At 33.8% G+C, this 26,028-nt stretch carries 25 protein-coding genes and 3 pseudogenes; 6 read left to right on the forward strand and 22 right to left on the reverse strand.

All coding sequences use genetic code 11. The features are described from left to right. Positions 1-2: 2 nt before the first annotated feature. Together aroQ and B2R82_RS03925 are read right to left on the reverse strand one after the other, a co-directional pair. On the reverse strand, positions 3-437 hold the full coding sequence (aroQ, locus tag B2R82_RS03920; protein ID WP_054771001.1) for a type II 3-dehydroquinate dehydratase: 435 nt from the start codon (positions 435-437) through the stop codon (positions 3-5). A 67-nt stretch (positions 438-504) separates the two neighbouring features. Beyond that, positions 505-924 carry a hypothetical protein gene (locus B2R82_RS03925; protein WP_286923622.1) on the reverse strand — a complete coding sequence of 140 codons (420 nt, stop codon included), beginning with the start codon at positions 922-924 and terminating at the stop codon, positions 505-507. A 171-nt stretch (positions 925-1,095) separates the two neighbouring features. Between B2R82_RS03925 and B2R82_RS03930 the strand changes: the two genes are divergently transcribed. Continuing rightward, positions 1,096-2,028, forward strand: a complete 933-nt coding sequence (locus B2R82_RS03930; RefSeq protein ID WP_286923623.1) for a DUF1385 domain-containing protein — start codon at positions 1,096-1,098, stop codon at positions 2,026-2,028. A 310-nt stretch (positions 2,029-2,338) separates the two neighbouring features. Here the strand turns inward: B2R82_RS03930 and B2R82_RS03935 are convergent, their stop codons facing one another. The 5 genes and pseudogenes from B2R82_RS03935 to B2R82_RS03955 all read right to left on the reverse strand — a co-directional run bounded on the left by B2R82_RS03935 (position 2,339) and on the right by B2R82_RS03955 (position 5,903). Further along, the gene (locus tag B2R82_RS03935) at positions 2,339-3,064 is read right to left on the reverse strand and encodes an ABC transporter permease (protein WP_286923624.1); all 726 of its coding nucleotides are present in this window, start codon (positions 3,062-3,064) and stop codon (positions 2,339-2,341) included. Beyond that, positions 3,061-3,785: pseudogene (locus B2R82_RS03940) on the reverse strand (ABC transporter ATP-binding protein). The gene B2R82_RS03935 and the pseudogene B2R82_RS03940 overlap by 4 nt, the downstream one beginning before the upstream one ends. Next, on the reverse strand, positions 3,775-4,242 hold the full coding sequence (locus B2R82_RS03945) for a DUF3021 domain-containing protein (protein WP_286923625.1): 468 nt from the start codon (positions 4,240-4,242) through the stop codon (positions 3,775-3,777). The pseudogene B2R82_RS03940 and the gene B2R82_RS03945 overlap by 11 nt, the downstream one beginning before the upstream one ends. Positions 4,243-4,251: 9 nt before the next feature. Then, entirely contained in the window at positions 4,252-4,692 is a 441-nt protein-coding gene (locus B2R82_RS03950; protein WP_286923626.1) for a LytTR family DNA-binding domain-containing protein, read from the reverse strand. Positions 4,693-4,976: 284 nt separating this feature from the next. After that, complete coding sequence (locus tag B2R82_RS03955) at positions 4,977-5,903, reverse strand: alpha/beta hydrolase fold domain-containing protein (protein WP_286923627.1); 927 nt, start codon at positions 5,901-5,903, stop codon at positions 4,977-4,979. 178 nt (positions 5,904-6,081) lie between these two features. Between B2R82_RS03955 and B2R82_RS03960 the strand changes: the two genes are divergently transcribed. Beyond that, positions 6,082-6,312 carry a hypothetical protein gene (locus tag B2R82_RS03960; RefSeq protein WP_054770999.1) on the forward strand — a complete coding sequence of 77 codons (231 nt, stop codon included), beginning with the start codon at positions 6,082-6,084 and terminating at the stop codon, positions 6,310-6,312. Between the two features lie 2 nt (positions 6,313-6,314). On the opposite strand, the gene B2R82_RS03965 is transcribed toward B2R82_RS03960, so the two are convergent. The 7 genes from B2R82_RS03965 to B2R82_RS03995 all read right to left on the reverse strand — a co-directional run bounded on the left by B2R82_RS03965 (position 6,315) and on the right by B2R82_RS03995 (position 12,785). Then, on the reverse strand, positions 6,315-7,028 hold the full coding sequence (locus B2R82_RS03965) for a UDP-N-acetylmuramyl pentapeptide phosphotransferase (protein WP_286923629.1): 714 nt from the start codon (positions 7,026-7,028) through the stop codon (positions 6,315-6,317). A gap of 281 nt (positions 7,029-7,309) precedes the next feature. Further along, a complete protein-coding gene (locus tag B2R82_RS03970; protein ID WP_286923630.1) occupies positions 7,310-8,317 on the reverse strand; it encodes an LCP family protein in 1,008 nt (335 codons plus the stop codon). Beyond that, complete coding sequence (locus tag B2R82_RS03975) at positions 8,307-8,834, reverse strand: sigma-70 family RNA polymerase sigma factor (protein WP_286923631.1); 528 nt, start codon at positions 8,832-8,834, stop codon at positions 8,307-8,309. The genes B2R82_RS03970 and B2R82_RS03975 overlap by 11 nt, the downstream gene beginning before the upstream one ends. Before the next feature lie 588 nt (positions 8,835-9,422). Further along, positions 9,423-10,079 (reverse strand): CPBP family intramembrane glutamic endopeptidase, encoded by a 657-nt coding sequence (locus tag B2R82_RS03980; protein ID WP_286923632.1) that lies wholly within the window; start codon positions 10,077-10,079, stop codon positions 9,423-9,425. A 477-nt stretch (positions 10,080-10,556) separates the two neighbouring features. Next, on the reverse strand, positions 10,557-11,276 hold the full coding sequence (locus B2R82_RS03985; RefSeq protein ID WP_286923633.1) for an ABC transporter permease: 720 nt from the start codon (positions 11,274-11,276) through the stop codon (positions 10,557-10,559). Continuing rightward, complete coding sequence (locus B2R82_RS03990) at positions 11,276-12,064, reverse strand: ABC transporter permease (protein WP_286923634.1); 789 nt, start codon at positions 12,062-12,064, stop codon at positions 11,276-11,278. Before B2R82_RS03990 ends, B2R82_RS03985 begins: the two co-directional genes overlap by 1 nt. Continuing rightward, complete coding sequence (locus B2R82_RS03995; protein ID WP_286923635.1) at positions 12,048-12,785, reverse strand: ABC transporter ATP-binding protein; 738 nt, start codon at positions 12,783-12,785, stop codon at positions 12,048-12,050. The genes B2R82_RS03990 and B2R82_RS03995 overlap by 17 nt, the downstream gene beginning before the upstream one ends. Positions 12,786-13,147: 362 nt before the next feature. Here B2R82_RS03995 and B2R82_RS04000 point away from each other — a divergent pair, with 362 nt between their 5' ends. Together B2R82_RS04000 and B2R82_RS04005 are read left to right on the forward strand one after the other, a co-directional pair. Continuing rightward, the gene (locus B2R82_RS04000) at positions 13,148-13,861 is read left to right on the forward strand and encodes a LytR/AlgR family response regulator transcription factor (protein ID WP_286923636.1); all 714 of its coding nucleotides are present in this window, start codon (positions 13,148-13,150) and stop codon (positions 13,859-13,861) included. A gap of 254 nt (positions 13,862-14,115) precedes the next feature. Further along, positions 14,116-15,033 carry a sensor histidine kinase gene (locus tag B2R82_RS04005; protein WP_286923637.1) on the forward strand — a complete coding sequence of 306 codons (918 nt, stop codon included), beginning with the start codon at positions 14,116-14,118 and terminating at the stop codon, positions 15,031-15,033. Positions 15,034-15,173: 140 nt separating this feature from the next. On the opposite strand, the gene B2R82_RS04010 is transcribed toward B2R82_RS04005, so the two are convergent. Continuing rightward, complete coding sequence (locus tag B2R82_RS04010) at positions 15,174-16,127, reverse strand: nucleoside hydrolase (protein WP_286923638.1); 954 nt, start codon at positions 16,125-16,127, stop codon at positions 15,174-15,176. A gap of 93 nt (positions 16,128-16,220) precedes the next feature. On the opposite strand from B2R82_RS04010, the gene B2R82_RS04015 reads away from it, so the two are divergent. After that, on the forward strand, positions 16,221-16,859 hold the full coding sequence (locus B2R82_RS04015) for a Crp/Fnr family transcriptional regulator (protein ID WP_286923639.1): 639 nt from the start codon (positions 16,221-16,223) through the stop codon (positions 16,857-16,859). Positions 16,860-17,502: 643 nt separating this feature from the next. On the opposite strand, the gene B2R82_RS04020 is transcribed toward B2R82_RS04015, so the two are convergent. The 7 genes and pseudogenes from B2R82_RS04020 to B2R82_RS04050 all read right to left on the reverse strand — a co-directional run bounded on the left by B2R82_RS04020 (position 17,503) and on the right by B2R82_RS04050 (position 25,321). Then, complete coding sequence (locus B2R82_RS04020) at positions 17,503-17,940, reverse strand: hypothetical protein (RefSeq protein ID WP_286923640.1); 438 nt, start codon at positions 17,938-17,940, stop codon at positions 17,503-17,505. A gap of 163 nt (positions 17,941-18,103) precedes the next feature. Further along, a complete protein-coding gene (locus B2R82_RS04025; protein WP_286923641.1) occupies positions 18,104-18,538 on the reverse strand; it encodes a DnaD domain protein in 435 nt (144 codons plus the stop codon). Between the two features lie 224 nt (positions 18,539-18,762). Then, positions 18,763-19,278 (reverse strand): kinase, encoded by a 516-nt coding sequence (locus B2R82_RS04030; protein ID WP_286923642.1) that lies wholly within the window; start codon positions 19,276-19,278, stop codon positions 18,763-18,765. Between the two features lie 1,306 nt (positions 19,279-20,584). Beyond that, a pseudogene (locus tag B2R82_RS04035) lies at positions 20,585-22,366 on the reverse strand (vitamin B12-dependent ribonucleotide reductase); the annotation flags it as partial. A 76-nt stretch (positions 22,367-22,442) separates the two neighbouring features. Further along, on the reverse strand, positions 22,443-23,234 hold the full coding sequence (locus B2R82_RS04040; RefSeq protein ID WP_286923643.1) for an LAGLIDADG family homing endonuclease: 792 nt from the start codon (positions 23,232-23,234) through the stop codon (positions 22,443-22,445). 261 nt (positions 23,235-23,495) lie between these two features. Beyond that, positions 23,496-24,287, reverse strand: a pseudogene (locus B2R82_RS04045) (ribonucleotide reductase N-terminal alpha domain-containing protein); the annotation flags it as partial. A 203-nt stretch (positions 24,288-24,490) separates the two neighbouring features. Next, positions 24,491-25,321, reverse strand: coding sequence for a lipoate--protein ligase family protein (locus B2R82_RS04050; RefSeq protein ID WP_286923644.1), 831 nt, complete (start codon positions 25,319-25,321; stop codon positions 24,491-24,493). 253 nt (positions 25,322-25,574) lie between these two features. Here B2R82_RS04050 and B2R82_RS04055 point away from each other — a divergent pair, with 253 nt between their 5' ends. Beyond that, positions 25,575-25,958 carry a rhodanese-like domain-containing protein gene (locus tag B2R82_RS04055; protein WP_283868640.1) on the forward strand — a complete coding sequence of 128 codons (384 nt, stop codon included), beginning with the start codon at positions 25,575-25,577 and terminating at the stop codon, positions 25,956-25,958. Positions 25,959-26,028 lie beyond the last annotated feature (70 nt).

Genomic DNA, 26,028 nt, shown 5'->3' on the forward strand with positions numbered 1-26,028 from the left:
AATCAATTCTCCCTCTCAATAAATGTGCGTAGTGCCAGTTCATAGCCTTTCGTACCTAGTCCACAGATTTGGCCAAGGCATGCCGGAGCAAGATAGGAATGATGACGGAAAGCCTCACGTTTGTGGATATTTGAAATATGTACTTCGATAACTGGCACAGTGATTCCAGCAATGGCGTCATGTAACGCGATACTTGTATGGGTATATGCACCGGGATTAAAGATAATACCATCATATTTTTCGTCCTCTGCTTCATGCACCCAATCGATTAGTACCCCTTCATGATTGGATTGACGAAATTCAACTGTAGCACCTAAAGAAGCCGCAAGATTTTGAACATTTTCTCTAACATCCTCTAATGTTTCATGTCCATAAATATGTGGCTCTCGTTTACCCAATCGATTTAAGTTCGGTCCATTTAAACATAATAACTTCACGCATCTTCGCCTCTTTCTATGTACTTGCCATTTATTTTATCATACACGACGTATACAGCAACTAATTTCATTTTTGAGCTGTATGTTCTTTCTGATGAAAATTCGCTGTTTCAAGCAAGAAACGTAGGAGACAAATAACGACCACCATAAAGGGAATCGATAATTTTGTAAAGGAGGAGAGCTGCATAGGTAAATCAAGAACGACCCACTCTAATGTAATCGTCACAAATAAACCAAGTAAAAATGAAGATAAAACAGCTGGAATAATATAGATATATCTCAACACAATAAATAATAAAAAGCCTATGATAAATAAACATAAAATAAGAAAACTCCAATGAAAGAGTTTTGAGCTTTCTTGAAAAAGCCCCAATTTCTTATAAAAACCTACTGGACTCCATTTAATAAGATGAAAGTAATGTAAGCCCTTTAAGCACAATGCTAAAACAAGGGCACTGACAAGGGAAGTTATACTAGCTATTTTCAAATAAAATCCTCCTTATTAGTATACTTGATTGATTTTTAAATTGTTCATTATTTCCTTTACTGTACGAATAGTGTAGCCATATAGAAATTTTACTATGCGTAACTCTAGAGGTTTTTCATTAAATTTAGTACAATGGTACAGTTGAAATATATATAGAGAGTGGTGTTAGCCTTGAGCAATTCACCTGTATACGGGGGACAAGCACAATTAGAAGGTGTAATGTTCGGAGGAAAGGAACATACGATTACAGCCATTCGCCGTAACGATGATTCCATTGATTATTATCATTATAAAAAAGTTCAAAATCCTATTTTACAAAAGTTAAAAAAAGTTCCATTTGTACGCGGCGTTGTGGCGTTGATTGAATCGGCTGGACTAGGCTCACGTCATATGCAATTTTCAGGGGATCGTTACGACGTTACACCCGGTGAAGAAGAGGAGCATAAAGAGGAAGGCTCTAAGCTGCAAATGATTTTAGGCGTTGCCGTTGTTGGTATACTTTCCTTTTTGTTTGGAAAATTCGCCTTCACATTAATTCCTGTATTTATAGCGGACTTTTTCTCAAAATGGATTGAGGGGAAAACTGGACAAATTCTACTTGAAAGTGGCATCAAGCTACTTTTACTATTAACCTATTTATATTTTATATCTTTAACTCCTATTATTAAACGAGTATTCCAATACCATGGTGCAGAACATAAGGTGATAAATTGCTATGAAGCTGGTATGGAGATAACAGTGAAAAATGTACAAGCTCAATCACGCTTACATTATCGTTGTGGTAGTAGTTTTATGCTATTCACTGTCTTTGTCGGCATGTTTTTATATTTCTTCGTGCCTACTGATCCACTATGGTTACGCATTTTGGACCGTATTTTATTAATTCCTGTTGTACTTGGTGTTTCTTTCGAAGTATTGCAAGCTACAAATGCATGCCGTAACCTCCCAGTGTTACGCTTCCTTGGCTATCCTGGCTTATGGCTTCAATTATTAACAACTCGTGAACCAAAGGACGATCAAGTGGAAGTAGCGATTGCTTCCTTTAATATGCTGCTGCAGGTGGAAAAACAGCCAGAAATTGCAGCTACACTAAATCATGACTAAAAATCAATTTCGCCTTGGCGTAATTGCGTCCGGATTTTGAATTGTGCCCGCACAATTCATTCCTTTGAAAATCCGTGACATCCGCCGGAGGCTATATCTTCATTCAGTAGGTGTTTGGACAACTACTGAAAAGGAACCATAGCCGTATTCATTTCACCACCTATAGAGCTGGAGTCTTTTGTATCTGCCGCTACGCTTACGCGCATAAAACATCTGCCGCTATGCTTTCGATACAAAATACATTTGCTGAATGAAGATAAAGGGCAGTTCAAACTAGAAATAGTTCTAGCTTGACTGCCCTTTTTTCCGATTAGCCACGCATCTTCCGTTTAAATAGGAGGATAGCGATTGCAAATATGACGACTGTGTAACCAATGACAATAACAAGTGGGATGAAAGCATCTGTATAGCTTGTGCTTTGAATTGCACGTGCTGCACTCACAGCATGAACAAATGGTAAAAATTGTGCAATTGCTTGAAAAGTACCACCAATCATATCAGGCTCGAACCAGGTTCCGCTAAACCATGTAGATACATTTACAAATATGGCAAAGATACCGCCAACCTGCTTATCCGTAAAAATTGTCCCAAACAATAAGCCTAAGCCAATATACAGTAAGGAGATAATCATAAGTACCCCTACCATCCATAGAATAGAGCTATCCAGTGACAGCCCTAAAAACATGGCAGCAAGCAAACACAATATAATTTGTAAAAATGCAATAGATAACAAAGGCAGAACATAGCCTAGAATATAATCTCCTGCTGACATGGGTGAGGCAAAGATGCGCATTAAAAAGGAGGAGCTTCTATCCTTCCCAAGTAGCATTCCTGAAAAAAGAGTAAGAAAGGAAAAACTAAAAACAATAACACCTGGAGTTAGATTACTAATTTCATAGAAGGCAAATGGCATATTTTTTTGCATAACTGAAAATAAGCCCATAAGCAGAATTGGTAAGCCTAAGCCAATTAGTAGTGTTACTGGATCACGAACGATTTCCTTATGATTTCTTGCCGCAAACACATTAGCCCTCAACATAAGCCCTCCTCTGTATATGCTAAAAATATTTCTTCCAAGGATGATTGTTTTGTTTCATGCATCAATTGTTGAATTGTGCCAAGCGCACATAGCCTGCCATGATGCATGATCCCTACACGATCTGCAAGCATCTCGACCTCTTCTAAATAATGAGTTGTTAAAACAATCGTTACCTTTCCCTTTAATCCGCTTAGTATTTTCCATAAATAACGGCGCGCACGTACATCCAACCCTAATGTAGGTTCATCGAGAAAAAGTATTTTAGGATTTGACATCATAGCCATTGCAATGCTTAATCGACGCTTAAATCCACCTGATAGCGTTTTGGCCTTGTCGTTCTGACGTTGTGAGAGGGCAAATAACTCCATATTTGCGTTCGCCCGTTCCCTTGCCTGTGTTTTGGAGCAACCATAAATTCGACCTAAAAATAGTAAATTTTCAAATACTGTTAAATTGGGTGCAACTGCCGTTTCCTGTGGAGAAATATTCATAATTTTTTTGCCGCAACCTGATTTTCAACGATACTTTTTCCATCCAATAAAGCATCACCATCTGTTGGCAACAAAAGTCCGCAAAGCATTTTAATTGTGGACGTTTTGCCTGCTGCATTTTGACCAAGAAGTGCAAAAAACTCACCTTGATTTATGCTGAATGATAACTGATCCACTACTACTTTTTCGCGGTAACATTTGGTTAGTTCCTTTATTTCAATTGTCATGCAACTCACCTTCCTTTTTTAACATCGCATTAATTTGTTCAATATCACGCTTTGAAAATGTATATTGCAATAGCCATGTCATAACATATGTTCCTAAAAAACTTGCGAGTAAGGAGAACACATTTGCCATCGTCTTGGGCATCCATAACGTCATGACAATTGGTATCCAAACAATTGCCGTTACAGCAAAATGCACGATATATTGCTTTAACATCCCCCATCTGGCTATTTCAAAAAACTGTGCAGCTAAAGCAAATGTTATGCCAATCAAACCTGTTAGCAAAATCTGAACGATAATAGCTATTGCTTCACTTGGGAAAAATGCTTGAAATTCTGGAACAACCCAAGCATAGCCCTCTTGTTCGATCCCCATTGCTACAAAAAATTGTACTAATAGTCCAAGGGTAACACCGATTCCAAATCCTCCTACAATACGTATTAGTATGTCTTTATGCACATTTTCACCTCATAATCCTAACTGCTTTTTAATTTTTGTGACGTAGCGCCTTGATGCATATGTATTGATATTTCCTACTAGTTCAACCCCAATTGTCCCTGTTCTGCTAATATCCATGCGTTTAATCATATGGCGATTGACAATTTCAGCATTTGAGATTCGTACAAATATCTGCATATTTAGCCTTTCCTCCAGCTCATACAAACGTAAGCGTACCGTATAGATTCCCGTTAATGTTTGAACAAAGACCTTTTTCTGTTCCGTATAAATGCGGACGATATCCTGACAATTGACAAACTCAACCCCTCTATCTGATAACACCGATAATGTATGGATTCCTGCTGAAGCAATACAATGCATAAGATGTTCAATTTCATCTGTCATCTCTGCTGTATGAATGGTAACCTTTGGCTCTATACATTTAGGGTCAACGGAAACTTCTACCTTCAATATCATCACAGTCCTTTCTACCGCCTTCACTATAAATTTTTCCTTTAACAATGTAAATAAATTTTCGACGATTGGTCCTTTTCCGAGGATAACTGGCTCGAAAACAAAAAAAGTTCCTAATCTTTTTTGATATTTTCTTAAAAAATCTATCTAAAAAAGCGTGTTTTGAATTAATCAAAACACGCTTTTTCTATACTCAATTGTTATAAAAAGTTTGATAATTTACTATTTTCTAAAGCTCTTTTTAATTGAATAACGAACTTAAAATGACCCTATTTCAATATTTAATTCCCAATAATATTAATAATTTTCTGTTGAGCATCTACGGCTTCAGGGATAGGCATAGCTACAAACACATGATTCATGTTAGGATAAACAAAGGTAGTGATGTCATTGCCTTGTTCTGTTAGTTGTTCATCAAATTTTATGGCATCTGGATATAAGCTTTCGTGTGTTCCAATAAAATGAGTAATTTTCCCAAGTCCTTTAAAGTCACCGTAAATTGGACTAATTAACGGGTCCTTTAAATGTTTATCAGCTGCCCAAATCTTTGTAATAACTTCCATGCCCACACTAGCTAGCATCGGGTCCTTTTCCTCATATACAGGTAAAAGAGGATTTTCTAAACTCATATCAACACATGCTGATAGTAAAATAATATCTTTTGGTTGTGGTAGATTATTTCTCTTTAAAAGTTGGACCAGTCCAAGTGCTATATTTCCGCCTGCCGAATCTCCGATGATGGTCAATTGATGGAAGCCTTCAACAGTTCCAAGAATTTCTTTATATAGGTTTAGGATCTTTGGGTAGGTATCTTTATAGCTAAAATGTGGTACTTTAGGATAAATGGGCGCAATAATTTTCGCATTTAACGATTGCGCTATTTTATCCATAAGCATCCAGTGCAAATTTAAAGGTTGATTCGTCCAAGCACCACCATGTATATAGAGAATAACTTTTTGATTCAAGAACTTTCGGTCATTTAAAGTAAAAACCTGCATACCTTCAAATACCTGCTCCTTACTATCACTTAAAAATTTAACATCATCCCCAATCACATAGGGCTGAATATTTTCAATTCCCCTTTGCTTTATAAACTGCTCGGTATTTTCAATACTAGAAAAACTTATTTTATTACTCTGGGAAAATAACAATTTTTCAAATTGAACACTTTCCTCAGAACGCTCACCATTAAAAATTTCTACACTCATGTTCCTCACTCCTTTAAACATTTTGTTTCATAATACAAAATGTGTTTTGAAAAGTCTTAACAAGCTGGATAGTTTAACTGCGATGATTATAGTAAAGCAAAGTAGGCCATAACAAAAGGACTGTAGTGAATTTTACGCACAAGTCTTGTGGTTAATGAGTGATGGAGTGTAGTTTTGAATGTTGAAAGTCAACAATAGACAACTAATCCCACATATTTATTACAATAAAAGTCTACATGAGAAGGATATTGATTTTTCTTCTTTTTCATTTAGAGTGATATCTAATGCAACAGGTTCAGTATTTACAACTTTCGATATTAATTTTAAAGAAGGTTCTTCCGTTTTAGATGGAAATGCATTACACCCTGATAAGAGTAAAATAAAAGTACTTACACAAGCTAATTTATAAATCTAGATAATACGATATTTACGTGAAGATTGCATAATAACCAAAATAATAGTTAACCCAACAATGAAATACCACATTATATTAAAAGGAACTATAAACATTAATCCACCAAAGAATATAGCTGTTATAGTGCTAACTAAAATTGATGTTATACTCGTAAATTTATCTGAAATAAAATAATATAAAGTAAATGGTAATGCTAAAGTAAATAACGGGATATAAATTGTTACAATAGATGTTTTAATGAAAGATATTGAAAGTACCGCTATTATGAAACCTACTGACATAATAATCGTTCTTCCTACAAATACTTTACTTGAAAAATAACCATATAGCATAATAAACAAAATCACTAAACAAGTACAAAATCCTATTATTAGAACAAATGAATGGCCCATGACGTAAGCTGCAATTGAGAAATAAACTAAAGAAACAAATGGCAACAGCAATATTGAAGTATTTTGCGCTTTTTCTATATTCATTACATTTGTAAAACCTACAAGAACTAATAAAGTAAATGGAATCGTCAAATATCCTAATTCAAAGTGATTTCCTAGATTAATATAACTAACCTCGAGTTTGCCGACCACTATTAATACAAGCGACACACAAATTTGACCAATCAACCCCCAAATGCTTGATAATTTAAAAGCTTGAGTAAGCTTATCCATCATTACAATTAAAACGATGCAGATTAATAAGGTTAAATACAACAAATTATCCCCTCCAAAATAATTCTTTAGAAATACTTAAAGCAATAAATATATCCTAAATTATACAGTATAGGTAATGAACAACCAAATACAATTATTGAACTAAACAGCACCGTTTGCTCAATAAAAAAGCTACCTTTGATTTCGGTAGCCTAATCTTTAACTCTTGACACTCTTTAATTTCAATTACAGTAACCCAATTGTTTTTACCTTAAATATTAAAAAGTGCGTTAATCTACATTTCATTAACGCACTATAGGTATTTCAATAAAATAATTTCCTATTTAGTTAAATGTGGTTAGTTCTTCTGAAATTGAATTTAAAAAATCTTTGTCAAACACCATGTAGTATTTACCATCTATCATATCATCTCTAATTCCATCAATTAAAGATAACGGTTTTATAGAATTGATTTCTATTTGATTCTCTAACCAATAATCTAGTGATGCATTAGCTTCTATTTGAGTAAGCAGTTCTTTTAATAGTGTTGGTGGAATTTCGTTTTCTGTTTTATTCATAACAGCATTCAGTATGTTTAATAGGTTTTCTTCATCTAAGCCCCTTCCCTCTCCCACTGTAGCAGCCATCATTAATGCCACAACTTCTTCTCCATTCAAACGATGCGGTCCTTTTTCGAAGTCAAATGCTACTCTAGTTATCGCTCTTACTCGAATATCTTCTGGCAAGTTGTAATCGATACCATTCACTGAATCAATTAACGTTGAAATGGTTTCTAAATCGATTACTGCATAATAATCAATTGGTAAATCTAATAGTTTTGAAACAGTAGTTCTTACATTTTCAGCACCACCAAAACTATAAGCAAATAACAATTTATCGTACAAAGTAGTCCCATCATTGTTATCTGCTATTGGCGCATACGTAAAATGAGGAATCGATAAAACTTTCATTGTCTTTTTATCTTTACTATAAGAAAGTAAAAGGTTAAGATATATTCGATTATCCATTTCTTTCGACTTCACCGTAAGTAAAGTGGTTACAAATCCAGCTTCCTCAACGACAGGTTCACTTGCAACATTTGTGTTAGATTTTTCATTAAAGTTTCCCGAAAGAATCGATGGCATAAACAAAAATATACACAAGCCTACTATTAATAAAGAAACTGTCAGTGGTGCGAATTTTTTTGAAGAAGAAACAAGAGAATTTTTTTGCGTATTATTCTTCTCGAGTTTATGAATTTGTTTAAATACTTCATTACGGTCTTCTTTCGTAAATCTTAGTTCTTGTTCAGACATATTATATAATTTATCTCTTAATCGTTTATCTTCCATTCAGTTCTGCCTCCTTTATCATCGACTCTAATCTTTGTTTTGCTCTTCTTAATCTAGTTTTCACCGTATTAGCTGGAATATCCAAAACTTTGGCAATTTCCTCTGTGTTTAATGAGTCATAGTAGTATAGATAAACCACTTCCCGATACACTTTTGGAAGAGAAAAGATAGTATCTTTTATTTCTTCATTATTGTATTTATTGATAACCGTTTTTTCTGTTGATGGTAATATTGATTTTGCTGTTTCATTGATAAAACTTTTCACCTGTACCATTTTGTAATTCCAACTTTTTAAATAATCTTTACATTCGTTGATTGTTATGCGATAGAGCCATGTTTTTATTTGTGCATCAAATCGAAACGACTCAAGGTTTTTGTAGCATTTGATAAACGTATTTTGAACCATATCCTTAGCAATCTCTGTATCTTTTACATAAGAAAATGCCAATCGTACCAACTCATTACCATATTCAATCATTATTTTTTCTAATATAAAATCTTTTTCTTCTCTGTCCAATCTACTACCCTCCCCTTCAACCTACTTTAAATTCTGCTATTAGACGATTACCAAATCATAATAGGTTCAATTTTAAAAAAATATTTCTTTTTACCAAAGTTAGATTTATTAAGTAATCGTTACAGGCTTATTATTTATAATTATTCCTTATTCTACCAAACTGCAAAAAGAGCTGTCTAAGCAGCCCAATGAACTTTAAGTAAGCATCAAATCCCTATACATAAGATAGGAAAATCGTATTAAATGTAATAATTACATTTAATACCGATTATAAATAGATGATCTTTATATCTCAAAAAGGAAAAGAGAATGGTAACAATCGATTAAAGGGTGAATAAACAAACAATGGTGAATGAGAATGCTTTAAATGGTGAAATTTTACCAATCTCCTTGTTGTTATTTGGACAGTCTTCTCAGATTAATCAAATGGCCAGATTGTTGAACACAAGTTAATACTCTCCAACTATCCTACTCCATTCGTTTAAGATAGATGATGTTAACTTAAATATCCAACAAAAAAATCAATTCACCTCTAAAAAATCCATAGAGGTGAATTGAATAATTCCTCTTTATAATAAATCCTTTTGATTAAATGATGCTAAGAACATAATTATGAAATGCATGTAGTAAGATGACAGTCCATAATGAACCCGTCTTTTTAAAAACAAATCCAAATAGTAAGCCAATGAGAAAAATGTAAATATGAGAACCAAATTGAAAAATGATATTATTGTATATCCAAATTGGATAATGTATGACTAAAAATAATAAAGCCGTCATTATATTCGCTTTCCAAAAAGCTAATTTTTTATTGAACTCTTGTAAAATTAATCCTCTAAATACAATCTCTTCAGCAAGCCCCGCCATTAGAACAGTATTCAGATAGTCATCAAAAGATAATGAAAAATGAAAAGAAACACCATTAAAGAGGAATGCTTCTAAAATTAAACCGGCTCCTAACAGTAGCGAAAGAAGAATTCCCCAAAACACACCTTCCTTCACATTAACATTCATTTTTAGATAGCTGATTGGATCTGAATGTAAATGGATTTTTATATAAATCGACACTGGAACAATCCAAATGAGACTCTTAACCAATGCATCTACTAGAGGGGATATTATTTCACCGAATGAATATATGTATTCTAATAACCATAATTCTTTAATGGTCCAAGCTACATAAAAAAAGACTAAAAAGCCTATAATTATATTGATATTATTTTTTTCTTTGAATGCGGCACTCAAGTATGCCCACCTCTTTCACGTATTATCTTTAATACAATTGAAGTTAAAGTAGGTTCTGAGGTTTTTCGTGTAAACTTATCCATGCGATTGAACTAAAAATAGTTACAGAAAATTCAGTTTCATTTACTTCGTTAAACTATTCTAATGCGAGCTAGTGATTTGTTTCTAAAATAAATCTATGTTATTTCCTCCTATTAGAATACGATAAATAAGATTACTTTTAATTATTGACTTTTCATCCTCAATCAGGTATGACTTTTCCATTAGAAAACAACAATTTGGAGCGGGATTGATGTGAATTTTTATACCAAGCGATAATATTGCAAACCACAATATTTTGAATGTACATATGTGTTGTTTAAGCTTAAAATATCCCCTCATCTTAACATGAAACAAATTACGTAATTATACTGAAGAATTTGCAACAAAATTTTCAGTATAATTGCACTTTATTAATAGAATCAAGACTATATTAAATTAACGAACATTACGATATAAAAACACCCAAGCAGAAATGGTTAATAATAATACTACCCAAGAAAATTGAACCGCTAGCCCCGACCATTTATCCAATAAGGTATTTACTTCAGGTATTGAAAAAAGATTCAATGTAGCAAGAGTAGGTAAAAATTTTGCCAACTGAGAAATTGCAAAAAACATTTGGCTAAGTCCCAAAATAAGCGGTAACATGATAGCGATTGGTGCTATAAGCGATTTTGTGATAATCGATAAAGCAGAGGTAATCCAAGCTAATTGAATCCAACTAAGTATGGGGAGAGAAATACTTCCAAGTAACCGTATGACTAAAGTACCTGTCCATTCCATATCATGTTGAAAAAAAAGAACAAGTAAACTAAGTACAATTGAAACTATTCCTGTAAACACTACAATTGTGGTAATATTCACAAATTTCACGCAAAATAATGTTAATCTAGATGGTTGTGTGAGAAGTGTTGTTCTTAAAGCAGAGTGCGAATATTCTTGTCCAAAACACCCCGCACTGGCAACAATAATTCCTGGGTGACCTAAATAGAGAGCTTGCAAGCACAGAGAAAGTATCTCCTTCTCACTCCCTGCCTTCGGGGTATCGGATGTTAATAAGAAAAGTAAGGGAACGATAATAGCTCCGATTACACCTAAAATACACCAACCAAAAGAAAAAAATTTAGTTTTCTCACTACGTAACGCGGTGTACATCAATATTTCCCTCCTACATCATTACGAATAAAAGCGAAATAAGATGTGATTAAAGTTAATATTACCCATATGAGCAGTACCATGCCTCCGTTTAATGGATCATGTTTTAAAGGGTATGTTGGTGTTGCAAAGAGAAGATTACCTGCTGCCACAGGGAGATACTCCCCCCATTCCCATCTTTGCGCTAAATAATTTCCAAGATTATAAATCTGAGGAACCAAAAAAGCTAAAGGTATAATAGCATTTCTAAAGAGCATCCCGATCCCAAAAGAAAGTATGGTTAGTAAAATCCAATCCAGCACTGAAAAACCAATAAACTGCCAAGCTATTGTACTTAAATAAAATGGATGTAATCCTTGTTCCCCCAAACTAAAATGCGTGAAAGAAATTGTAGCAGTAATCGCTAAAAATGATATAAATGTACTGCATATTAAAAGTGCGAGTACTTTCGCACAAAAAACCTTTATACGACTACTTTGACTTAGTAAGGTTGTACGTAGTGTATGATGTTTATATTCACTTGCCCCTATAATTCCTCCAAAGACAACCATCAGTAATAACCCAAATGGCACTATATCAAATCCAAAATAATCCAAAGGCGGTAACGCTTCCACTAATTGCGGGTGAGTTTCTGGTGTCGCGTCTAAACCCAACTCGGCGAAGCTTTTTGCAGAGATAAGTGCAAGTAATGGTTGAATAACGACAACTAAAGCACAAATTACCCACCATACTCTACTTGAACAAATCTTTATTAGTTCAAATCGTATGGTCCTAGAAAAAGTCGTCATCTTTTGCTTCACCTCCTTCTGTAAGAGAAAAGAACACATCCTCCAATGATTCTAGATTTTTCATAACATGCTGAAGTTCACCAGTTGCTATTACTTTTCCGTGATTAATAATAACTACATCGTCTGCCACAGCTTCCACTTCGGAAAGAAGATGTGATGACAACAAAATCGTCTTTCCCATGTCTGATTGCTGACGAATAAATTTTCTAAACCAGCGAATTCCTGTTGGATCAAGTCCATTGGTTGGTTCATCAAGAACAATATATTGAGGGTCTCCCAAAAGTGCTACTGCCAGTCCAAGACGTTGCCCTTCACCCAATGATAAAGTTCCCAGCCTAGCTGTGCTTTTTTCTGATAAACCGACTATTTTCAATACTTCGGACACACGACGGAAAGAAATGTTGTTACTTTGTGCTATGATTTTCAGATGGGTTTTTACCCTTCTAGAAGGCGTACCACCTATACCGTCAAATGCTGCTCCTACCACTTTCAATGGAGTATTAAATGTTACATAGTTACTTCCACCAAAAGTTGCCGTTCCTGTTGAACGATCAAGCCCTAACAAAATACGAAGTGTGGAGCTTTTTCCTGCACCATTTGGTCCAAGGAAGGCTGTGATTCTCCCTTCTTTCGCTTCAAATGACACATTTTTTAAAATATCTTTTTCTCCATGTCGCTTACATAATTGTGATATAACAATATTGTTTGTAGTATTCGTCAATATAAATATCTCCTTTGAAATTAGTATTGATTAACAGAATTTCAGTTTCTAAATTTAACAAATAGGAACTAAACATCGTTAATGGTTTCAGATAACTAAAAATATGTTTAAATAATAATCTATTTTTAAGCTATTTTTCTTTTGTGTAACAAACTGCAAGTTATATGTAATTGTTGACATTATTTCTATTCTAGTCTAATGATAGAGAATAGGATCTTTTCTAATAATACTGTCTAACTAAACTAATTATGGAAGATGGTTGTAGAATGGTAGAAGTGGTAAACTATAAAAATAACAAGCATTTTCAGAATGTCTCTGGTTACTGTCTAGGACAAATATAATAAGAATTTAGGAGTGAAACGATGGTAGTAAAAGTTGCTATTTGTGATGATGTTCCAGTTATTGCAAAGGCTATCGAAGATTTAATGTTAGAATATGACTCCTCGTTATTTGATATCGATATATTCTACAATCCTTTTCGTTTAATTGAATTACTTAAAGAAAATACATATGATTTGTTTATTTTAGATTTTGAGTTTCCAAATCTATCGGGAATAGAGATTGCCGAGACCATTAGAAAGAATAATTATAATTGTCCAATTATCTTTATTACAAATTTCAAAGAATATATGGAAAAGGCTTTTAAGGTTAACACTTTTGATTACATTTTAAAACCAGTTACAAAAGACAAACTATATCCTACCTTGAATCGAGCTATTAAATATTTAGATTTAGATGATTCAAAATTTAGGTTTACATTTAACAAAGTTTTTTACAGTCTTTCTTTTAGTGAAATTATTTACTTTGAAAAAAATAAAAGGAAAGTACTTATTCACACACCCTCTGATATATATGAAACGATTCTTCAAACAAAAGCCCTTTTATCCAAAATTAATGATAATTTTGTGCAGGTCCACAACTCGTTTATTGTTAATGTTAGATATGTAAAACAAATTAGCAATAATACAATTACTGCCAATTTAAATGATAATCAAACTGTTGAAATACCAATAAGTCGAAAATTTATAGATAGTGCCAGAAAACAAATACTGATGAAGTTAAGAGACTTTATATAATGAAAGACACGATCGTTACATTATTCAACTTCAATAATTTTCCTTATATACTTATCAATATGATCTTCACTGCTTTATTGTTTTTAGTTATCGTAAAGAGGACTCAGATAGATTTGAGAAAAGAGTTCCTTTTGGTAATTTATTTACTATTTATGTTTTTAATCTGTGATTTCGTTTCGTTTTTTATTACGAGAGTGGTATCACGATTAGAAAGTTATAATTCAAATTTTCTCTTTATGGCTGTAGGAGGAGGTATGGCTATAATTTTAAAACTAATGGCTGTATCTGTTTTTAAAATTATCTTTCCTCAAAAGCGTAAATTAAAGAGACCTATAAATGTTTTTCTCCTAATGACACTAATTTCTATACCAATCATATCGATTTGTGTGTTAAGCACTGCTGTAATATCTGAAATTCATATTATTAATCAACCTAATTTTATTTTTATATTGATTGCTACTTTTATTATTTATATGAATTTATGCATACTATATCTTTATATAACCCTCGGAAATTATTATGAAAAGCTTGAAAAAACTAAAACGCAAAAAAAAGTGTTTGAATCAGAATTGAAATTTTTCAAACAACTAAAGGATTCACAATCAAAACTATATTCAATGAAGCATGACTTAAAAAATCAATACGTAGTTCTATTGGGTATGTTAAGTCAGGGAGATACTGCTGGAGCTGAAAAATATCTTCAAAATTCGATACAGACAATCGAACACATTGATTATTATTTTACAAATAACTATGTGCTAAATTATCTTCTGAATGAAAAAAAATCTATTGCTGAAAGAAATGGAATAACTTTAAACGTTAAATCTTTCTTTTCTGAAAAGATGAAATTAGATACTGATATTTTTGCAGTTGTGCTTGGAAATTTAATAGATAATTCTATAAACGCAGTCTTACGTTTATCTAATTCTAAAGAAAAAGAGATTTCACTTCTTATCAAACAACTTGATAATAACCTACTTATAGAAATTTCAAATGTATTTGATACTGCGGAGCTTCAAACTCGAAAGAATAGACGATTCGAGGGAATAGGCATTAAAAATGTGAAAAGAATTGTAGAAGAGCATGGTGGAATTTATAATCAATGGATTCAAGATAATCAGTATATCGTAAGTATACTTTTACTCGATGTAAATGAAAAAGAAGATGAATGAAATAGCTAAAATAGAAGAAACCCACTCATTTTGAAAAAAAGATTAGTCAAAATGAGTGGGTTTAATATTGACAAGAATTGCACCCGATAATTGAAATAGGTAAATTCCAAATATACTACTTTTTTAATCACCCCAAAATGTTAACTTACCAATAATTCTAATAGACGTTTTTTGAATAACTGATTGTCAATGGTCTTACAAACTTTTGCATTAGGAGTATTCCCTGCAAATCCATCAGAAATGGAAAGTTTACTACCATCGTTTACTATCACTTGACCATAGGCAGCAGCTTCTATCGTACACACATAGCAGTAACATAACTTGTCTTCAAGAACGATATCATCCCATAATACAACACCCATTGCCACGGCATCTGGTAAATCAACAATATGTTCATTATTACTTTGTAAATTATATTCAAGCAAGGAACGGTTACATTTAACAGAGAACACAGCTTCTTCTTTTCCACTTGATACTAATACATCCATATCGTCCTTAGTCAAAGCTGCTTCGCCTAAACAGACATCAAATCCAATGATGGTAGTAGGTATACCTGCGTTGAGCATAATACTATATGCCTCTGCATCTACATACACATTAAATTCAGCAACAGGTGTAGTGTTTCCAGGGCCAAAGCCAGAAGTACCCATTGTGTAAATATGCTTTACCTTTTTCATTGTCTCTGGCGCTTTTAAAATAGCAAGGGCAATATTTGTAACCGGCCCAATCGTTACAATTTCGATTTCACCAGGGTTATTTTCAATCATTTCAAGGATAGCATCTACGGCATGCTTTGTTTCTGGCAAAAGAGTAGGATTAATTAAATGACAATCTCCCATTCCGTCTTCACCATGAACATTAACAGCTGTAACTAAATCACGCATAAGTGGTTTGCCTGCTCCAACATAAAGAGGTGGCTTTTGACCATTAGCAACTTCAATAGTCATTAGTGCATTTTTTGTTGCCAATTCCACTGGGACATTGCCACAAACAGTTGTGATCGCTTCTACTTTAAGATTAGTTGATTTTAAAGCCATAATTAACGCAACAGCATCATCACTGCCAGTATCTGTATCAATAATTAATTTCCTCATAATAATACCTCCAATACCTATTTGCCCTGATTATATAATTCAATCTATAATGTAAATAGGTCAAATGACCAAAAGCGAAAAGAAGGTGAACATATGGATTTAAAAGATATTGTGAAGAATGCACCATCGCATATTAAGAAAGAATTTATTTATAGAAGACACGAGAAAGGTAGCCTTATTATTCACCCGCATGAACAAAATAATTATCTTTATATTCTAACTACAGGTAGGGCAGAAGTGTATAGACAAAGTTATGAGGGAGCCATGCTTTCCCTATATATTTATGATTCATATAGTTGTTTTGGGGAAATAGAAATTTTTAATGAAAAAATGAAAACACTCGGTGTTATTGCAAAACAAAATTGTGAAACGATAGCTATCCATAAAACAAAGGTTTATGAATGGATGAAAATCGATTTTAATTTTAATTTTTATATAATTAAACAACTTGCCTCAAAATTAACTTTAAGTTCAGATGCTACAGCAAAATTATCATTGCTAACAGTTAAAGATCGTATTTTATTAAGTATACATAATCATTATAAAATCGGTGATTTAGATAACCTTACAAAGCAAATTTTATCAAGTGAGGTCTGTGCACCAATTAGAAGCTTAAATCGTTCCATAGCTCAGTGCATAAATGAAGGCATTATAAGTTATAAAGATAAAAAATTCACTATAAATTCAATTGAAGAAATAGAAAAATACCTTGAAAATTTTTTATTAAGATAAAATTATGGATTATATTTGTTTTCATGGTAGACTCTCTTCGTTTATAAAATCAACTTCCTGTACGATAAGAAACCCTATGTTTCTATTGGCTTCTTTGCTCCATTAACTGTAATTAACCATCATATTTTAGATTAAAAAAAACAAAAAGGCTATCTGGTGTATTACTTTAATAATTCCCTAGACTAACCATATCAATTATTTTATTTCGTTTTTTGCATAAACAATTTTTTTACTTGTTTCAACTGATAATTCCATTCTCAAAGTTTTCTCATATGTTTTGGCTTCGATGATTTAGTTGCTTTTGTATATATCACTAACAGAACCCCATTTTTTTGAGTGGTTTGTTGTATAGGGATATATCAATTTTACCTTGGTGTAATTGCATTCGTTCAGAAATTATATCCAAATCGGTAAAACTGATACAACTTTATTAAAAAGGTACATCTTTTTTACAAACAGTATAACTTTATTGTAGCTTTGAACCCTGCAAACACGTATTTTACGTTAAATTAAAAGAATCCGTTTTAAAAAAAGATTGATTAAAACGGATTCTTTCTTTTTGAAGAGCTATGCAATTTTTATAAAATAGTTTGATTATTTTCTATCTGTTGTTGTTCCACAATTGCGCACGTTTGTGGAATGGTTAATGAAATCTAAACCAAGCAAACCATTGCCCTTGTTTGTTTTTGGTCACAAAAATTTGTCTGTGAGATGCATCATATGCCGGTAAATACTGTGGAAATAGTACTTCCACAAACCAAGAATTGTTAGCTATTTCCTCCCCGCAATAATGTTTCGCCATTGCATAATATGCTTCCGGATGTGGTGCTTTTGAAAGATGTGCTATGGTTTCTATTTTCCAACCTTTATAATTATCTTCTTTATAAACCTCAGGAATAATTTTATTCAATGCATTTATAAGACCTTTATCTAAACGGACATGTCCCAAACTTTGCGCGTTCGGACATTTACCATTGTCAATTAAAAAGGGTACTTCCTCATCTGTTTCAGCAAATGATATTTGAGCGTGTATCAATATTCCTAAAAAACAAATGTAAATAATAACTCTTAAATAATACATGATTCATCACCCCTCGAATGTTATTATTCAAAAAGAAGGGGGCTTTTATGCTAACCTTTATAACAATCTGGCCCTTTAATGAAAAAGAGCGCTGATCCTTATAACAGAATCGCGCCCGTTTTTTTAAGAACAATGTTTCACAAACTTTCCATTTTAATTGTAATCACATATATTTCTTCTGTTGTTCCCTAACGTAAGAAATCGCTTTTTCAATTGTAAATATTTTTTCATTAAACCAATTTTCTCCCATCTCTTTTACCAACAGGTGAACCATTCCGATTCTACTTACAATTGCTACATAATCAAGTAATACATATATAACGTCATCTTTTAATCCCATTAGTTGCAAATCCTTAACAAGCTTTATATCATCCTCGGTAACAGTACCGTAGCGTTCTTTTATAAAATTAAAAGGTGTTGTTGATTTCGCCTCATTAATATACCATTCATCGGGTGTCATTCCAGTTTTAGCTTTGAATTGTTGTTCGTTCCATTCCTCTATTGTCATTCCTCGTATTTCCTTAAAACGTTCTTCTGGTGTCTTACCATGTACTACTCTATTATTTGTCTTTTTGAAACGTTTTTTGTCTTTCATCATCCTTTTCACCCTTAATGTTTGTTTTTTATAAAAGATAATTCGATGAAGTTTCATTTTTCCCTTCTAAATTCTTATTGAACTAAAGCACTTAGTTTAAGTGAAACACTTCACAAATAATCTTTAATCAGTATTCTTACTCTTACTGTTTCCTCCATATTCTGGCCCTTTAGATGAAGTAAGACGCATTCCTTATAAAGAAAAGCCCCTTTAGTTGAACAAACAAGTTAATATTTCAAATCAACTTGTACTGGTAGTTGATTTAAAATTAATTTCAATACCCTATCTTGTGACATATCACCAGTCAATTTCATTTCTCCGACTACGCCAAGATAATCATTTGGATTCCACCAGGCACGTAAAGAATCCTCTCCGAATTCCATCTTTTTTTTCCTAGAGTTATGTCGTAAGACTGTCTCCTCAAAAGATAAATCAAAATAAAAAGCATAAGCCTCATGGTCATAGAACTGAATTAAGTTTTTTAGCATTTCCCCGTAACGCTCTTTATATAAAATCCCTTCCACAATAATAAATTCACATTTATCTTTTCCGTATTCCGCAATTTGGCGAATTAAATCAATGGAAAGATTCCCTTCTCTATCCTGGACCTTCAACATTTCACGGCGCACAACATCCTGGGAAATCAATAGCGTTCCATTTCCCAAATAATTTTGAAGACTTTTCGCAGTCGTTGTTTTTCCACTTCCAGAGTTTCCCCGTATGATAATTAGTTTTGACTCCATATTTCCCCCCTGCGGTCATTAATAACATCTCCGTAAATAAAAGCATATTTCCAAAGTTTATTATGTAATTAAATGGCTCGTTTGCTAAATAATGACTTTTTATAAAAAACCTTTAGTCTAAGCGTATCTAAAGGGGTATAACTTCGCAACTTTTTTATAAATATCGCGACTTTGTTTTAAACATCCTGTCTTTTTTATAAACATCGCAACTTTATTTCAAAGCCACAAATACTGTTGATTTAAAATAAAGTTTGATCAAAAACACCTCACAAATTATCATCTTACGTTAAATAAAAAGAACCTGTTTTGAAAAAAAATGATCAAAATGGATTCGTCCTTTGTGAAGTATTGTTTAATTTTTATAAAAAAGTTTGATCCTTTTCTGTAATCTAATCTTCAATAAAACACCTTATTAGTATGTCTATTGATTATCCATTTTCGGAAATAGAAATTGAATTGAAAATCCCTTCCCGTATGACAGATGGGTTTCTCAATCCCAAAATACCTAATAAGAAAAGATAATACTTTTTTATTAGATACAAATAATCCTAACAATCGAGAATAGAAAAACCCACGTATTTTGACAAAGACTGATCAAAATTCGTGGGTTTAGATTTAAATTCAATTTAACTTTATTATTACTCAACATTAGGAATCAGTGCAGGTGCATATAATGAAATAAAGGCCTTAATTGATGGTGGAATTATTGGTCAGAGGCTGCTACCCTTCTCTTTATTTTAGAAATATCCGTTAGTCCTATTACAATTGCAATATTTGTAGCTACATGTGGTCTTGAAAAAGCTGGATAAAAAAACAGCTGTCTATTTACAAGGAATCTCATATTTTACTATCCTTAAAATATGAGATTCTTTATCGATTACTCATGTAATATATCAAAACGATAATGATTGAGTAACCATAAAGGAGCCGATTATATGATTACCTTTTTAGAAAACGTAATGAATTTAGCTTTAATAATTATTTTTATTTCTAGTGCGATTTATTGTAGGAAACTTACACTTACTAAGTGGAAAAGAAAACTTTCTAAATCTGAAATGTCATTGTATATTTTAACCACAACCGCACTTCCTATTTATGCACTTCTTTATTTAGTTTTTCTTTTTATAAAATAAAAAGCGTTTTCCACGACCTTCTTTAATCCACTTTTCGAATTTAGATGTTCTAGTTCATTTTGACATAAAAATACCCCTTTAGATTACTATTATCCAAAGGGGCAAAACGGTATAACTTTTTTATAAACGGTACGACTTTCTTTCAAATCTACAACAGATGGTCCTTTTATTATCTATAGACCGCATTTTAACTGTGCACCACAGTTTGTACATGTATTACAGCCACCCATTTCTTCGACTGTTCCTTTACGGCATACTGGACATGTATTCCCTACGTCTGAGCCGATAACCGTTGTAGATTCTAACGCTTGGATTGTATCTACTAATACGACTGGACGTTTTGTATGTTCTTCTACCAATTCTTCCTCGAATGATAGCTGATCCATATCATTTTCTTCAGCTTTTAGTGTAAGCACTTGTGAATCACGGCTACCATCCACATAGACCGTACCACCTTTAGCGCCACCTTTATAAAGTCGCTCATATACTTTTTCTACTTGCTGTACTGTATAGCCTTTTGGTGCATTTACTGTTTTAGAGATGGATGAATCAATCCATTTTTGAATAATACATTGTACATCAGCATGCGCTTCTGGTTTTAGCTCCATTGCAGTGACAAACCATTCAGGAAGCTCTTGCTCGTTTACTTCTGGGTGACGATCTAAATATTCTTGAACAATTTCAGCTTTTACTTCAATGAATTTACCTAGACGACCAGAACGGTAGTAAGTGAATGAGAAGTATGGCTCAAGACCTGTTGCTACCCCTACCATTGTTCCTGTTGAACCAGTTGGCGCAACTGTTAATAAATGTGAGTTACGAATACCAGTCGCTAAGATTTGCTCCTTAATATGAGCAGGCATTTTCTGCATAAAGCCTGTCTCTGTGAAGGCTTTACGTAAACGAGCTGTTTCTTCGTCTGTAGCACCTACTAAGAATGGGAAGCTACCACGTTCTTTAGCAAGCTCTGTAGAAGCCTCATATGCCGTTTCAGCAATTGTTTTAAAGATTTCATCTACTAGCTCATTACCTGCTTCTGAACCGTATTCCTTCTCACAATAAATAAGTAAATCAGCTAAGCCCATAACGCCTAAACCTACACGTCGCTCACCAAGAGCTTGTACACGGTTTTCCTCTAAGAAGTAAGGTGTGGCATCAATAACATTATCCTGCATACGAACACCTACACGAACTGTTTCACGTAGTGCTTCATAATCCACAGTTTGATTTTCTTTATTCGCAAACTGTGCTAAATTCACAGCCGCTAAGTTACACACAGAATATGGTGCAAGTGGTTGTTCCCCACACGGGTTTGTCGCTACAACGCTTTGACCATATGCCTTCGCATTGGTCATATCATTCGCGTTGTCGATGAAGAAAATACCTGGCTCTGCAGAGTATGTTGCGCATACATTAATTAAATTCCACAATTCTTTTGCTTTAATTGTGCGGTATGTGCGTACTTTATAGCCCATTTTCTCCCATTCACGAACATCACCTACTTTATGCCATTCCGTGTTATAAACGTTCATTTCTTCTTTCGAATACTCTTCAACTGCTGGGAAGCGAAGCTCGAAGTCAGCATCATTTTCAACAGCTTCCATAAATTCTTTTGTTAATGTAACAGAAATATTTGCACCTGTTAAGAATTCTGGATTATGAACAGTATACGTACCACCATCACGCAATTTATTTTCCGCTTCACGGATAATTGCTGTATCAAAACCGCCTAATCCCTCGATACTTTTATAGTTGACAATGCCTTGGTACATAGCTTCTTCTTGGAAAGAAAGAGGCTTAAAGTTTAATTTTTCTTTAGCTAGTCGAATGATTGTTTCATCCGTTGTATTTTCGATTAGGTATCTCAAGATACGTGGATTTTGCATTTTTGAAATAATAAATTCCACAATATCAGGATGCCAATCTGCCAGCATAATCATTTGTGCCCCACGCTTTTTGTTACAAAAAAGTATTTTAAGATACTTTTACGATGTGGTCATTTCTGCCACATTCTTATGCTTTCACATAAGATCAGACTATATCATCAAAGAAGGATTTGATTTTTTCATACTTTCTATTGAGTTGTATGGAACCATGTTCATATAACTTACGAATAATCTTTAACACATCATCTTTTCGATAAATAAATAAGTCAAAGCATCCTTGTTTTGGGTAAACTTTATGGACCGTTAAAGCCAGTTGTTGATTATGCAAAAATTGAAGTAATGATAAAAGCATTTCGCGATTACCCGTAAAACCTATTCTCCCACGCTTGGAAAAATGGCCATCTGCATCAAAAAAACCTCTTAAATAGGTCCATTGTAAATCCTCATTTTTAAAATCAATCCAACTTTCAAAGCCTGTTTTTCGAGGTTTAATTCCCAACCTCATTAAATCATTGCACATTTCTGTTGAATTAATTATTAAAGAGTATTTGTTTTGTTCATTTGGTGCATATTTTTTACGAAATTTAATCGCTTCTTGCATAGACAATTCTTTTGCGATATCTTCAAGCAGTTGCTGGTCTTGCTCAGCAAGTGATAAAACAAGACGTTTCGATTTACCACGGTCATATATAGTGCCATCACCTGTAATATAACCTACTAAATAAGCCTTATTTGCTGTATCAATATTTTTAAAGTAGTTTTCATCGTAATGATACTTCTTATTTTTCAGCTTTCCCGCTTGACCAGGCTTTCTCGCTTTAAAAAGCTCTAATTCTTTGTTCCATCTAAGGATTGTTCCTCTTCCTATGTTAAGTGTTTTTGCAATATCCACTTGGCTCATACCATTTTCATGCAACTCAATAATTCTTTTAATCAATCGTTCCTTGTCTCGCGCCTCGTAAGGACGTCTCCGTACAATACGATTTANNTGCTTCCACCTCCGATGTGGTTCAAAGTTTAGGAAGGTTCAATAGTCGTTGAACGTTCAACTACGTTTCCATAGATGCTTCGCTGCTGATTGCCCAATCTTTTCTTTTTTCAAGCATTCACGTTTAGCTTCGCAGCTTACGTTGTAGCAAGAAAAGCTCTAAGGGTGTTCCAGCAATTCACGAGATTTTAATCCCGCCGTTATCGGTTAACGGGATCCACCTTGTTCGACAAGATGAGTCAGCTTCGCAATATCATCTAACCATGAGACAGAACCAGATGATTTACCATTTACACCACGGGCTAAAGTGTTTCGTGGACGTAATGTCGAACCATTTGTCCCTACACCACCACCGCGGCTCATAATTTCCATTACTTGCTTACGGTGATCACTTATTCCTTCACGTGAATCTGCTACAAATGGCATTACGTAACAGTTGAAGAAGGTTACATCTGTTTCAGAACCAGCTCCATAAATAACTCGTCCAGCTGGAATAAATTTTAATGATACTAACTGATCATAAAACTTCTCAAACCATTCTTGGCGTTTCTCTGGTGTTTTTTCAACAGCAGCAAGCCCTGTTGCATTGCGTTTTGCGATTTGTTCATAAAAAATTTCAAGAGGCTTTTCTAACACGTCAATTGAACGCGTAATCACACCTGTTTCTTGCTCTTTTGGATTATCTAAAGCGCTACGGTAGTCTTCCTCAATCAAAATATCTGCTGTTTTTGCAGACATGTCCAACTTCTGAATTGTCCCTAAACCACGGGCAGGAAATTTTGGATCTGCCTTCACTGTTAATACGACAAAATCACCAGCTTTTAGCGTTTTCTTTTCCGTATCTTTAAACGAGTAGCGATCGATCATGACAAGCCTTGATACACCCTTATGCGTGATATGCATATCAGGTGTTACAGGGTGAACCTGTGGAAATAGCTCAATATCTTTGTTTAACTGTTCAATTTGTTTGTTTACTTCGGGTTGATGATTTGTGAGTACCATCGTTTTGCCTCCCTTATTTTCTGCCTTACACACAATAAATACACAATATCATGTGTTGTTAAACACTACATATTGTGTATTTGTCTTAAAAAAAGATACTATATATAGTTTTTTAATTCAACTCTTGCAATTTGGAATAGAATCAGAACTGCTTGCCATCACAAGGTTTGAACGATAAAAAAATATTTTTCTTATACCATTTTTTACTTTTTGAAGTTCCAATCGTCACATGCATATTTTTTTTCTTCTAGTGCATGGACATATTCTAATTGCTCCTCAGAAAGTGTAAATGGTTTTAAATCAATTTGCAACGATTTTGCAAAGCCATCCCGAAAAGCTATCACACATTGTTCAATGGTTACAGGTTCTTTGACAAGACTATTAATGGCAACGGCCTTCTCTGGTAGCTTTCTACGCATACGGTCCTTCGCTTCTTCACTTGAAAAATTAAAAACGGATAATAATTTTTCCTGATCTAAATCTAGTAAAATGGCTCCGTGCTGTAAAATAACACCCTTTTGACGTGTTTGTGCACTACCAGCAACTTTTTTCCCCTCTACCACAAGTTCATACCAGCTTGGAGCATCAAAACAAACTGCACTTTTCGGCTTTTTTAAATCTGCCTTTTTTTCCTCTGTGTCCGGCACGCTAAAATATGCATCCATCCCGAGATTATGAAAGCCTTGTAGTATACCTTCACTTAACACTCGATAGGCCTCTGTCACCGACTCTGGCATATTTGGATAGCTTTCAGTAACAATGACGCTATATGTCAACTCATGCTCATGTAAAACGGCTCTACCCCCTGTTGGACGACGAACAAAACCAAGTCCTTGCTGCTCCACTGCCTCTATATTAATATCTCGCTTTGCTTGTTGAAAATAACCAATGGAAAGCGTAGCTGGCTCCCACTCATAAAAACGAATAACGGGTGGAATCAATCCTTCACTATGCCAATCAAGCAATGCCTCATCTAATGCCATATTAAAAGAAGGACTACATTTTCCTGAATTTAGAAAATACCAAGTTGTCATATTTTCATCTCCCACAACTATTTAATTAATCTTAGCGAAAGGGCGTCAAAATATACCATAACATTCAATGTCGAATTATCATAAATAGTGACACTCATCTACTTCTGTAGCGTTGATGAACTACATCCACGTAAACCAATGCATATAGTTATCGTAATTCTAGCCACAATCTAGTTAATTTTATCAAACTCAATGGACTATCGCTAGCGCATCTTTTATAATAATAAAGAAGATAGAAAGGGGTAAGAAAATCTTGGACATACTTATCACAATCGGTGTTGTTTTAGTAGTCCTAATTGCATATATCGGAATAAATGCAATGAGACTAAAAAAAGCAGTGACAAACCTAACACAAGAACAATTTATTGAAGGCTATCGTAAAGCTCAGCTTATTGATGTACGAGAGCAGAAAGAATTTGATGCTGGCCATATCCTTGGTGCTCGCAATGTTCCTTCAACTACACTACGTCAACGTTATAAAGAAATTCGCCCAGATTTACCAGTATATTTATACTGTCAAAATACAGGCCGTAGCTCACGTGCTGCATTGTTTCTTAAAAAGCGTGGCTACAACCAAATTTACCAGCTTCAAGGCGGCTTCCGTACTTGGACAGGTAAAATAAAATCAAAAAAATAAGCATGTAGCAGAATCGTTAAGGCGCGAGGACCACGTTCTTTCTCAATCGAGAAGTAGATTTAAACATATT

It is taken from the genome of Lysinibacillus sp. UBA6686 (genome assembly GCF_002455205.1).
GTDB classification, from domain to species: Bacteria; Bacillota; Bacilli; order Bacillales_A; family Planococcaceae; genus Lysinibacillus; species Lysinibacillus pakistanensis.